Annotated in this window: 9 protein-coding genes; 8 read left to right on the forward strand and 1 reads right to left on the reverse strand. The window is 51.9% G+C overall.

Going from position 1 to position 12,156, the window contains the following annotated elements; all coding sequences use genetic code 11:
• The first annotated feature begins 57 nt into the window (after window positions 1-57).
• The 5 genes from J2Z18_RS21990 (at window position 58) to J2Z18_RS22010 (ending at window position 8,269) form a co-directional block, all read left to right on the forward strand.
• Window positions 58-819, forward strand: a complete 762-nt coding sequence (locus J2Z18_RS21990; protein WP_007128326.1) for an SDR family oxidoreductase — start codon at window positions 58-60, stop codon at window positions 817-819.
• Between the two features lie 415 nt (window positions 820-1,234).
• Window positions 1,235-1,804, forward strand: a complete 570-nt coding sequence (locus J2Z18_RS21995; protein WP_028404589.1) for a TetR/AcrR family transcriptional regulator — start codon at window positions 1,235-1,237, stop codon at window positions 1,802-1,804.
• 139 nt (window positions 1,805-1,943) lie between these two features.
• The gene (locus tag J2Z18_RS22000; protein ID WP_210095319.1) at window positions 1,944-4,121 is read left to right on the forward strand and encodes a heavy metal translocating P-type ATPase; all 2,178 of its coding nucleotides are present in this window, start codon (window positions 1,944-1,946) and stop codon (window positions 4,119-4,121) included.
• Window positions 4,122-4,525: 404 nt separating this feature from the next.
• Window positions 4,526-7,705, forward strand: coding sequence for a bifunctional cytochrome P450/NADPH--P450 reductase (locus J2Z18_RS22005; RefSeq protein WP_210095320.1), 3,180 nt, complete (start codon window positions 4,526-4,528; stop codon window positions 7,703-7,705).
• Between the two features lie 201 nt (window positions 7,706-7,906).
• Entirely contained in the window at window positions 7,907-8,269 is a 363-nt protein-coding gene (locus tag J2Z18_RS22010) for a winged helix-turn-helix transcriptional regulator (RefSeq protein WP_007128322.1), read from the forward strand.
• Between the two features lie 80 nt (window positions 8,270-8,349).
• On the opposite strand, the gene J2Z18_RS22015 is transcribed toward J2Z18_RS22010, so the two are convergent.
• Window positions 8,350-8,913 (reverse strand): NAD(P)H-dependent oxidoreductase, encoded by a 564-nt coding sequence (locus J2Z18_RS22015; RefSeq protein ID WP_007128321.1) that lies wholly within the window; start codon window positions 8,911-8,913, stop codon window positions 8,350-8,352.
• Between the two features lie 280 nt (window positions 8,914-9,193).
• Between J2Z18_RS22015 and J2Z18_RS22020 the strand changes: the two genes are divergently transcribed.
• From J2Z18_RS22020 to J2Z18_RS22030, 3 genes are all read left to right on the forward strand, one after another.
• Window positions 9,194-10,009, forward strand: coding sequence for a ZIP family metal transporter (locus tag J2Z18_RS22020; RefSeq protein WP_210095321.1), 816 nt, complete (start codon window positions 9,194-9,196; stop codon window positions 10,007-10,009).
• Between the two features lie 106 nt (window positions 10,010-10,115).
• Entirely contained in the window at window positions 10,116-10,751 is a 636-nt protein-coding gene (locus J2Z18_RS22025) for a hypothetical protein (protein WP_028404592.1), read from the forward strand.
• 334 nt (window positions 10,752-11,085) lie between these two features.
• Window positions 11,086-11,994, forward strand: coding sequence for a DUF4097 family beta strand repeat-containing protein (locus J2Z18_RS22030; protein ID WP_210095322.1), 909 nt, complete (start codon window positions 11,086-11,088; stop codon window positions 11,992-11,994).
• Window positions 11,995-12,156: the final 162 nt, after the last annotated feature.

Consider the following 12,156-nt stretch of genomic DNA (forward strand, 5'->3'; position numbering starts at 1 on the left):
CAAGCTTTTCTATAATTTAAATGAACAACTGTTCAATAAATATGCGGAGGGATCGTTATGCGGTTGAAGGATAAAGTGGCTGTCGTTACAGGTGCAGCATCGGGAATGGGAAAAGCAATTGCTGAGCTGTATGCACAAGAAGGGGCGAAGGTGATTGTCTCCGATTTAAATAAAGAAGGCGCGGAAGCGGTTGCAGCCGGGATCAAGGCTGCCGGCGGAGAAGCCATCGCCATAAGAACGAATGTTGCAAATTTGGAGGACATCAATGCCATGATCGATACCGCCGTTCAACAGTATGGAACCCTGGATATCCTTGTGAATAATGCCGGGATCATGGATAATATGGCGCCGGTAGGCGAAGTGGATGATGAGAAATGGGATCTGATTTTCGATATCAACACGAAAGGCGTCATGCGTGCGATCCGCAAGGCGATTCCAATTTTCCTTGAAAAGGGCAAAGGCGTGATCGTAAACACGGCTTCGACGGGCGGATTCAGCGGTGCGCATGCCGGAGCAGCCTACACTGCTTCGAAGCACGCGGTGATCGGCATTACGAAGAACACCGGATTCATGTATGCGCAGAAGGGAATCCGCTGCAACGCCATTGCGCCCGGTGCAACGATCACCAATATTGGTTCGACGATGAAAAATCTGGACGAGTTCGGTGCTTCCCGCACGAAAGTAACCCAAGGCGTCATTCCGCGTGCCGGTCAACCGGAAGAAATCGCTCAAGTCGCTTTATTCCTGGCATCCGATGAATCCAGCTTTATCAACGGTGCCGTCATCGCCGCGGACGGAGGCTGGACAGCCGGCTTCTAATAGATTGAGCGTAAAAATAATAACCTCATATCGATCAGAACACGGAAGAGCTTCCCGTTGTAGATTGTTCTACTGCGGGACGCTCTTTTTTTCTTGTGCTGGCGGTTACGATCTTGCAGAGGAGTTTTCGTCCCCCGTCCCTTGCCAGCAGCGATTGGGGATAGTGTACGGAACGGGAAGCGGCTACCGCGTGTCTCTCTCGGCGCGCGTTGTAATGATGACTGCTGCACGATGACCAGCGTCGACGCTTGGACGGCAAAGCCATAGGATAGATGGAAAGACGTTTAGTGTACTTTTTGCAGCGATCGGTATATAATTCTTGTCATTATTCAGTTATTGAACAAATTGTCGGATTAACGTTCATTAACAATACGAGGAGTATACATCTGTGTATGCGTGGAGAGGTGAACAGGCCATGAACGAAAATGATTTAAGGGTCATCAAGACCAAGAAAGCACTGCATCAAGCGTTATTGCGTTTATTACGAACGAACACGTTGGAATCGATCTCAGTGTCCGCGCTTTGCCGTGAAGCGGGCGTCAATCGGGGCACCTTCTATTTGCATTATAAAGACGTCGGGACTTTATTTGACGAGCATCTCCATCATTTGCTTAAAGATTTGGAGGAATCCTATTATGAGCCTTACCGTCATGTAGCTATGCTGGACCCTAGCCATCTTGATCCTTCAACGATCCGCATCTTTCACCATGTGAAGAAATACCAGCCGTTTTATGAAATTGTGTTTGATAAAAAATCTTCGTTGTCTTATTACTACTCGTTGTTTGAGAAAATCAAAGGCTTAATGCTGGAAAGCACATCCGCACCAAATGAGGATTCCATCGACATCCCGCTGGTCATCGCGTATCAGGCCAATGCCATTATGGGCTTGCTGATTCAATGGCATGAGGACGGCTTCACCCGCAGCCCGGAATATATGAACGAGCAGCTCACGAATTTCCTGAAAATGAAGAATAGGCAACATTAGAAGCAGGCCGCGGGACAGCTGGGCTCTGTTCATCTCACATATCCGGTTTCCATCCTGGCCATTCTGATTATTCGGGCAGCCACATAGAATGTATGGACAAGCGAATTCAGAAGTGAGCAAAGGATGGGGAGGAAGCATTGTGAAGCTGGATCAAATCCATGTCAGCGGGATGACTTGCGCGGCTTGCGCAGCGCGGATCGAAAAAGTCCTTCGCAAATTGGACGGCGTACAGTCAGCCCGCGTCAGCCTCGCCTTGTCACGGGCGACGATTCATTATGAACCGAGGCGGGTCGGCATGAACACCATCCTGGAAAGAATCGAAAAGCTTGGCTATGGTGCGTCCGACAGGCTGTCGAATCCGCATACAGGAATCGAAGCGGAATCAGGAGCGTATCGCATCCGCTTCATCATCGCGGCCTGCTTGTCGCTCCCGCTCTTATGGGCGATGGTGGCCCATATCGTCGATTTGCCGATGGGGTGGACGCCGGCTCTGCTGATGGACCCAGTAATTCAGTGGGTGCTAGCCACCCTGCTTCAGTTCGGTGTAGGATATCCATTCTATTATGGCGCCTACCAGGCGATGATTCACCGTACGGCCAATATGGATACCCTTGTGGCGTTAAGCACCTCCGTAGCGTACTTTTACAGTCACTATACGCTGTTCCAATCAAGGCACGACTTGACGCATACGATGCTATATTTTGATACGATCGCAATGGTTATGACTACAGTTCTGCTGGGAAAATGGCTCGAAACGGTAGCGAAAGGCAGAGCGTTAAGGCAGCTGAGCGCGCTGTACGAGCTTCAGGTTAAATCGGTGAGGGTTATTCGCGGTCATGGCGAAGAATGGCTCACCACGGATCAGGTGCACACCGGGGACCGGGTCCGCGTGAATAAGGGGGAATGGATTTCCGTTGACGGCTTCGTGCATTCGGGAACGGCGGATGCCGATGAATCCATGCTGACAGGTGAAAGCGCAGCAGTGGCCAAAAAGGCGGGCGACCGGGTTTATGCCGGAACGCGCTGCCTCATCGGAAGCTTGAACATTGTCGTCGACAAGCAGCATGAGGAGACCCGCTTATCGCAGATGATTGGCCTTATCGAGTCTGCGCAGCAGGGCAAGCCGGAAATTCAACGCGTTGTTGATCGAATTGCTGCCATTTTCGTCCCTATGATGATCGCATTTGCTGCCCTCACCTATGCGGGATGGCAGATATTGTCCCATGGCCATGATGCTTCCGAAACCGCCATGCGTCACGCGCTGTCCGTATTACTGATCGCATGTCCTTGTGCGCTTGGTCTGGCTACGCCGGTATCCATCCTGATTGCCACCGGGTCCTCCGCCCGAAGAGGTATTCTGTTTAAGGAAGGCAGCTCTCTGGAAAGGCTTCGGCAGACCGATGTCATATTGATGGATAAGACAGGCACGTTGACGGAAGGATGGCCCCAGCTCAAGGAGATTCACGCATACCGTGGCGGCGGCGCATACGTGCTTTCCAGGGCGGCAGCGCTGGCCGTTCGATCCGCTCACCCGTTAGCGCAAGCCATCGTAAGAGCCGCGCGGGACAGAGGGACTCTTCTACCGGAAGTCCAGCAGTTCCATGAATGGGCAGGGAAAGGGATGGAAGGCCATGTAGAAGGAAGCCGCGTCCGTGTGGGAAACCGGAAATGGCTGCTGGAGCAAGGAATCCATCCGGATCGCCATGAAGATCTGCCGGGTCATACAAGACTATATATTGCCTTGAACGGGGAGTGCGTCGGTTCGTTTGTTTTGAATGATAAGCTGCGCCAGGATGCCCGGAAGGTCGTACAGGTATTGAAGGAAAAAGCGGATGTGTGGATGGTCACAGGCGATGAAGAGCCCGCTGCAGCAGCGGTGGCTGCAGCGGCGGGGATCCATCAGGTTCGTGCGGAAATGCTTCCCGAAGACAAGCTGGCGTTTATCCAAGAGCTGCAGGGACGCGGCCGGAAGGTAGCCATGATCGGAGACGGCATCAACGATGCGGCCGCCTTAGCTGCGGCAGATGTCGGGTTAGCGATGGGGGGCGGGACGGATGCAGCCAAACAGGCCGGTGATGTGGTTTTGATCGGGAACAGGCTCTCCAGCATCATCGGGGCCTACACTTGGAGTCGACTAACCATGCGGAATGTGCACCAAAATTTGCTGTTTGCCCTGCTGTATAATGCGATTACCGTACCTTTGGCTGCGCTGGGATATTTGGACCCTCGCATCGCATGCATCGGGATGGCGGCGAGCTCGCTCCTTGTAGTCGGGAATGCGCTTAGATTGCAGCATCAAGCCGAAAAGACCGAGTAATATCAACGAAAGCATGCTTCCCTGCACAAAGAGCGTCTGGGGTTAGTTGCCGCTAGTTCAGCGGTTGTTATCCCATCTGGAGGCGTATCCGAAAAAACGCCGATTAGTCCTTAAGATTCAATCAGGGAGTGGTTCCTGGTTGAAAAGTAGCACTGCGAGACCCGGCTAGGGCTGGATAATTATGGACCTCCGGCTGATATGCGAGACCATCATATCATGATAGGGTATTGGCTAGGATAAGACAGCCATGCTATAGGGATACTGCGAAGCTGCTGTCACATCCTCCTTTTTTACCGCGAATTGACCGTATTACGATTTCGGTCAGTTCGTACCGGACCAGGGTGGAACCCGCCGGGAGAAGGGCGAATAACAGATGGAAATTCGGAAGATGGAGGGAAACGAAGATGCTAACAAAAGGGATACCTCAACCTAAAACTTACGGACCGCTTGGCAATTTGCCCCTGCTGGATTCGTCCGCACCGGTTCAGTCGCTAGTGAAAATCGCTTCGGAGCTCGGCCCGATCTTTCAGTTTCAGTATCCGGGCGGTCGCAGGGAACTGTACGTCTCCGGCCATGAATATGTAAGAGATGCTTGTGACGAGAAGCGCTTCGACAAGCGGATATGGGCACCGCTGCAGAATGTACGTGCCTTTGCGGGCGATGGATTGTTCACAAGCGCAACGCATGAACCCAATTGGAAGAAGGCCCATAACATCCTGCTTTCGAGCTTCAGTCAGCGCGCGATGCAGGGCTACCATACGAAAATGCTCGATATTGCCATGCAGTTGATCCAGAAATGGGCCCGTCTCAATCCGGATGAAACGGTGGACGTTCCTGCCGACATGACGCGGCTCACGCTGGATACGATCGGCCTGTGCGGCTTCAATTACCGGTTTAACAGCTTCTACCGGGAAGACAATCATCCGTTTATCGATAGCATGGTGCGTGCGCTTGATGAGGGAATGAACCAGCTTCACCGGCTGGGCATCCAAGACATGTTCATGTTGAAAAAGAAGCGCCAGTTTCAAGACGATATTCAGTTCATGTTCTCTCTTGTGGATGAGCTTATTCGAGAACGCCAGAAGCATGGCGGAGATGAAGGGGACCTGCTGGCCCATATGCTGGAAGGGGTAGATCCTGATACCGGCGAGCGGCTGGATCAAGAGAACATCCGCTACCAGATGATCACGTTTCTGATCGCCGGGCATGAGACGACAAGCGGCTTGCTTTCGTTTGCTATTTACTTTTTGATGAAAAACCCGGATAAGTTGCAAAAGGCGGTCAGCGAAGTGGACCGGGTGCTTAAAGATCCCGTACCGTCCTACAACCAGGTGAGGGAGCTCAAATACGTCCGCATGGTTCTAAACGAGTCGCTGCGTTTGTGGCCGACCGCGCCCGCCTTCTCGTTGTATGCCAAGGAAGATACAACGATCGGCGGCACCTATTCGGTCAAGCAGGGGGACAGCGTGACGGTCCTCATACCGGGACTGCACAGAGACTCCCGCGTCTGGGGAGACGACGTGGAAGCGTTCAGACCGGAGCGCTTCGAAGATCCGAGCAAGGTGCCGCATGATGCGTACAAACCGTTCGGCAACGGACAGCGCGCCTGCATCGGGCAGCAATTTGCGCTGCAGGAGGCAACCTTGGTGCTTGGTTTGGTTCTCAAATATTTTGAACTTATCGATGATCAGTCTTACGAGCTGAAGGTGAAGGAGACGCTTACGCTGAAGCCGGAAGGGTTCCATATTAAAATCCGGAACCGTCAAGACGGAACGGCCCTAATGATTCCGGGAGGAGGCGCAGCCGCTTCTACCGAATCGGAGAAGCGGCAATCCACAAGTCCTGAACCTGTAACCCATGCACATCATACGCCGCTTCTCGCTTTGTACGGATCCAATTTGGGCACGGCCGAGGGAATTGCCAGAGAAGTGGCCGATGCTGCGAAGCATTTAGGATTCGACAGCCAGGTAGGCACGCTGGATGACTTCGCTGGAAGGCTTCCGAAGGAAGGAGCGGTCGTGATTGTATCGGCATCTTACAACGGGCAGCCGCCTTCGAATGCCAAGAGTTTCGTGGAATGGCTGGAGAATGCGGATGAGTCCGAACTCCAGGGTGTGCGGTATGCGGTATTCGGCTGCGGGGATCACAATTGGGCAAGCACGTACCAGCGCATCCCCCGTTTGATCGACGAGCAGCTGGCTATCAAAGGGGCACAGCGATTGCTGCCGCGAGGCGAGAGTGATGCAAGCGGTGATTTTGAACGTGAAGTCGATGCATGGACCGCGGAGCTATGGCCGGATCTGATGCAGGCCCTCGGCCTGCCGGTGATAGCCGTCAATGAGACGAAGCGCAGCTCTTTGTCCGTCCAGTTCGTACCGGGTGCTGCCGCCGTACCGCTGGCCAATACCTACCATGCTGCGTGCGGGCGCATTGTTCACAGCCGGAATCTGCAGCATGAAGACAGCGGACGCATAACACAGCATATCGAAATCTCCCTGCCGGAGGGAACTGAATACCATGAAGGAGACCATCTTGGCGTTCTTCCGGTTAACCCGGCGACGCTGGTTCAGAGAGTCCTCCGAAGATTTAAATTGGACGCGGGGGCGCATCTTATTCTATCGGTTGAAGGAAGAAGCGGCGCTCATTTGCCGACCGGCGTCCCGGTTCGCCTGGACGATCTGCTCTCCCGCAGCGTAGAGCTGCAGGAACCCGCCACGCGTGCGCAAATTCGGGAAATGGCCGAATGTACGGTTTGCCCGCCCCATGCCAAAGAGCTTCTAGAACTGCTTGAGGATCCGACATATCAGGATGAAGTGAGAGCCAAACGGATCAGTATGCTGGACCTTCTGGAGCGGTATGAAGCCTGTGAGCTTCCGTTTGAACGGTTCCTAGAGCTGCTGCCGCCGCTGAAGCCGAGATACTATTCAATATCCAGCTCGCCGCGAGTCAGCCGGAATACGGCCAGCATCACGGTCAGCGTCGTGCGGGACAGCGCCTGGAGCGGCCGCGGCGAATACCGGGGAATTGCATCCAATTATTTGGCGGAATTAGAGGTAGGCGCAGAGGTGTTGATCTTTATACGTTCCCCGGAATCCGGCTTCGAGCTCCCGGAAGACCCGGCAACGCCAATGATTATGATCGGGCCGGGAACCGGCGTTGCTCCGTTCCGGGGATTCATCCAAGCAAGGCAAGCGCTTCGGGATGCCGGGCAGGAGCTGGGTGCTGCGCATCTGTACTTCGGCTGTCGGAATCCGGAGCATGATTACCTTTACCGCGACGAGCTGGAGCAGGCGGAGAGAGCAGGGCTGGTCACCTTGCATTCAGCCTTCTCCAGGGTAGACGGTGTGGAGAAATGCTATGTCCAGCATTTGATGAAGCAGGACGGATCCATATTGCTGTCACTGCTGGAGGCGGGAGCGAAAATGTACATCTGCGGGGACGGTTCAAGAATGGCGCCGGATGTGGAACAGACGCTGATCCGTTCATACCGGGATCAGCATGGCGTGAGCGAAGAAGAAGCTGCCGTCTGGTTATCCGGGCTGGAATCGTCCGGTCGATATGTAAAAGATGTGTGGGCTGGATGATCCATATGTCAGCATGGACCCGTCCTTGTAAAGCATGACTTAACGATATCCAGGCAGCCATGAGCGAGAATTCGTTCGGACTTGCTGCCTGGATTTTTTGTTGAAACAAGATGAAGCTTTCCCCATTATCGGCTTGTATTTATGATAAGATTTATCATACAAGAAATATTAGGCAAGCAGACTAGAAGGAGAGTGACCCTAGTGCGTGAAACCTGTGTTCCTACCGGCGTAAACCCCCGAGACACCGGCTTTGGGTATACGCTGTCCTTGATCGGCGGTAAATACAAGATGATCATTTTGTATTGGCTGGCCGAAAATAAGGTTATGCGGCATAATGAGCTGAAGCGAAGCATCGGTTCGATATCCTTTAAAACGCTGAGCATAATGTTAAAGGAGCTGGAAGAGGATGGCCTGATCGTTCGCACGGAATATCCGCAAGTTCCGCCAAAGGTGGAATACACGCTATCGGAACGGGGGCATTCCCTCATTCCCGTGCTGTATATGATGTGCGAGTGGGGCGAGAATCATATGCCCACGCCCGAATCTGTACCGCAAGAGGCCTGACATGAGGCCGGACTCAAAAAAAGAAGTATTCCCCTATTCAAGGAATACTTCTTTTTTAATCCTTCACACCGGTACCCCGATTACAGGCTATCGACGAACTTCACATAATCGCGGGCGCTTGCTTCCAATGCGCTTTGAGCAGGGTCCGGCTCCATACCGGGCACGTTCCCGCCGGGTTCATTTTCTTGACCATAAAACGCATAGAATGAACGGTAATCCGCATCGCAGTATCGGAAGGTCGTCTCAAACGGAGTCAGCAGCTGATCAAGCGTATAGCGATACCTTCCTTCTTTTGTATAGTCTTCTTTTCTAATGCCGGCGGATACCGCCAGGGCAACCTTACGCTTCTTTAATTTATCTCCGCCTTTGGAACCATATGCCCACCCGTAGGTGAAGACGTCATCGAGCCATTTTTTGAGAAGCGGCGGGCAATTAAACCAATAGATAGGAAACTGCAGGACAAGATTGCCGTGCGTTTCGATTAGCTGCTGTTCTTGTTCTACATCAATGATGCCGTCCGGATAAACCTTATGCAATTCATGAATCGTGTATTTTTCCGGGTATTTCCGGAGTTCATCGACCCATCGCTTATTTACGACCGACGTTTCCAGATTAGGGTGTGTTACGATGACTAGCGTTTTCAAAGCGTTGTCCTCCTTGCAAGATGAATTGTCTTGAGTATAAAGCGATAGCCGAAATTATGTAAGTATGCACTTTTAGTTCAGGTACTTAACAAAAGGTAAGTGTTAATGATACGGAATATTTGATATATAATTTTGATGGGCTGTATGGGGAGTAACCCTCTTGGGTACATATCCTCTAGATGTCTCTAACAAAAGTCGGCATATGCATGCTAGGATTTGATGGGGAAACCCTAACTTTATCATTAGCATAATCACTTACATAAAAAGGAGCTCATCCATAATGGTAGATGTATTTATGAACTTGAATCCCATCCTCCAAGCACTACTCGCTACTCTGTTTACATGGGGAATGACCGCATTAGGGGCTACGCTCGTGTTTGTAACGAAAACCTTGAACCAGCGCTTGTTGGACAGCATGCTGGGGTTTGCCGGCGGCGTGATGATTGCGGCCAGCTACTGGTCTTTATTGGCTCCGGCCATCGTAATGTCGGAAGGCAATCCGATCGGGAACTGGTTTCCGGCAGCCTTCGGATTTTTATTGGGAGGGGTATTCATCTGGGGGATCGATAAGATTTTGCCGCATCTTCATCCCAATGCCCCGATCGGAGGAGCAGAAGGGTACAATCCCAAAATGAGAAAACGAAGCACGCTGCTGGTCCTTGCAATCACCCTTCATAACATTCCGGAGGGGCTGGCGGTTGGGATCGCATTTGGCGCGTTAGCCAACGGGGGGACGGAAGCGTCTCTTGTCGGCGCTATGACTTTGGCGCTTGGGATCGGCATTCAAAACTTCCCGGAGGGCGTTGCGGTATCCATGCCGCTGCGCGGTGACGGAATGTCGCGGAGAAAGAGCTTTTTCTATGGGCAGTTCTCAGGCATGGTTGAACCGATCGCTGCGGTCATCGGCGCAGTGGCCGTATCCGTTATTGAGCCGATGCTGCCGTATGCGTTAAGCTTTGCAGCCGGAGCGATGATCTTTGTCGTAGCCGAAGAGGTTATTCCTAGCTCTCAGGAAAAGGGCAACCGAGACTTGGCCTCGATGAGCCTAATGTTCGGTTTCGTTTTGATGATGATTCTGGATGTTGCATTGGGATAATGCTGAAATTTGTCAATTTCCAATATACGAATTAGCAAATATCGGATAAAATAGGAAAGGATCGGACCTGGTTTAGGCATGATGAATAATTCTATGGGAGGAAACGATGGAGACAGAGAAGAAAAATGTATTGGATGAAGTAACAAAATCAATGAAGCAGGTGGACGGCTATTTGATCCTGAATCTGCTGAAAAATCCGCTGAACAGCATTCATTTGACGGAAAAACATTTCATCTACGGAATCCTGGGGCTTGCCAGCTCATTGGTAGGATTTCTACTATGGACGCTGCTTACGGGAAAGCGGATAGCATCGCTTTTTTTCGCCATGTTTGGCTTTGGAGGGGGAGGCTTATTTAGTGAACTTCCATCCTCCGTGTATGGTGAAGTATTCGGTAGAATGCTGTTGCTCGGACTGCTCTCGACCGTTGCGCTGCTGGCGGCTGTATGGCTGATCGGCTGGTGGAGAAGCGGGAAGCAGCCTGAGCTAAAGCTGTTTATTACGCGTGTCGGAGCGGCGCATTACATTGGGGCTGTCGGTTTTGTTGTAGCAGGCATTCTGTCCTTCAGCTTTAATATTTCCTTTTTATTGCTGCTCATTACGCTGTTGTCTCTGCTTGCATTAACGCTGCATGCCGCCATGGAAGCGAGCGGAGTCGTGAAGGAGCGCACCGCCGGTTACTTGATTCTATCCGTGTCAGCCTACGTCTTGCTGATGAGCATTCTAACGAAATTGATCCTGTAATTGTTTTGAGGAACTAGCATCTACATAAAGTAAAACTTCAGTAAATGCTGTACATAATGAAGCGATTCTTAGATCGAAGAAGGAGCTGTCCCCGGTAAAGATTTTCTGCTGGGGGTCGGTTCTTTTTTTTCGTAATCTTACGAATTCCCAAAGGTAATCCGTGCTCCTATTCGGCATACCCCCAGGAGGTTTGCGGTACTAGACTTAAGTCGGGGTTTCAATCATTCGCGGGACTAATGTTCATGTTGATTATGCGTGCTATACTGAACAGGAATCGGAAACCTGGAAAGATAGAGAGAATTTGGAATGACGGAAGGAATGAAGGTAAACGAAAATGAAGAGACGTACTGGTGTGTGGATCGTGGTGGCGGGCGTGTTGCTGTTGATTTTTACGTGGAATCCCATGAATATCTTCTCAAATGTTAACTTTGGCTTCTCCTTCTCTACGAAGGAAATTCACGAGGAACAGGCGGTCAGCCCGGAGGAAGTCGAGAAGTTGGATATTCGAACAGGAAGCGGCGATATTGAGGTCGTCCAGGGAAGCTCGGATGAGATCATGATCAGGCTGGATGGGAAAGTGAGCAAGCAGATTGCGGACCAAGTCAAATTGAAGGTGGAGTCGAAGGGCGAAACGCTGAGCGTGGGGATCGACGCACCGGATCATATCGGCATCGGCGTACGGATTATGGATACGGATTTAACGGTGGAACTGCCTGAGAAAATGTGGGCAGGAGCCGACATTGAAGCAGGCAGCGGTGATATAGAGATTGCGGGATTGCAGGGAGAGGATATCTCCATCAAAGTGGGCAGCGGTGATATTCATATCGAGGATATTGATGCGGTCACAATTGGCTTGAAGTCAGGCTCCGGCGATATATCGGCTGAGCGCTATAAGGCTTCCTTGATGAAGTTCGAGGCAGGCAGCGGCAGCGTTGATCTGCAGGACGGAGAAGCCGAATTGCAAGGCGAGGCCAGCTCTGGCAACATTCAACTGGAAGCGGATGAGCTGCTTCAGGATGCCGACCTGCGGGTGGGCAGCGGCAACGTGACCGTTGATTTGGATCAGGAGCCTTCTTCCCTGACCGTTGATTTTAAAGGGGGCTCCGGCACTGGCGAGGTTAGTTGGGACGGATTCCAATACGAGGAGAAAGACAAGGATAAAGGCGTCCTCAGAGGAACGTTCGGAAGCGGCGATGTGCTGCTGAAGGTACGCACGGGCTCTGGTGATTTCACCCTGGAATAATGGGATTTCGTGATCCGTTCATATTAGTAGTAGTCGAGAAGGCATCCCTATGCGGGATGCCTTCTTTATTATGGCTTTAGCCAGTTGAGCTCGCGAAGCGTGCGAAACAAAAAACCACCCGCTATGCGGGTGGAGGGATCGAGGGTTTGACCAACAAGACCA

Origin of the sequence: Paenibacillus lactis (assembly GCF_017873605.1) — a bacterium.
Lineage (GTDB): Bacteria > Bacillota > Bacilli > Paenibacillales > Paenibacillaceae > Paenibacillus_AQ > Paenibacillus_AQ lactis.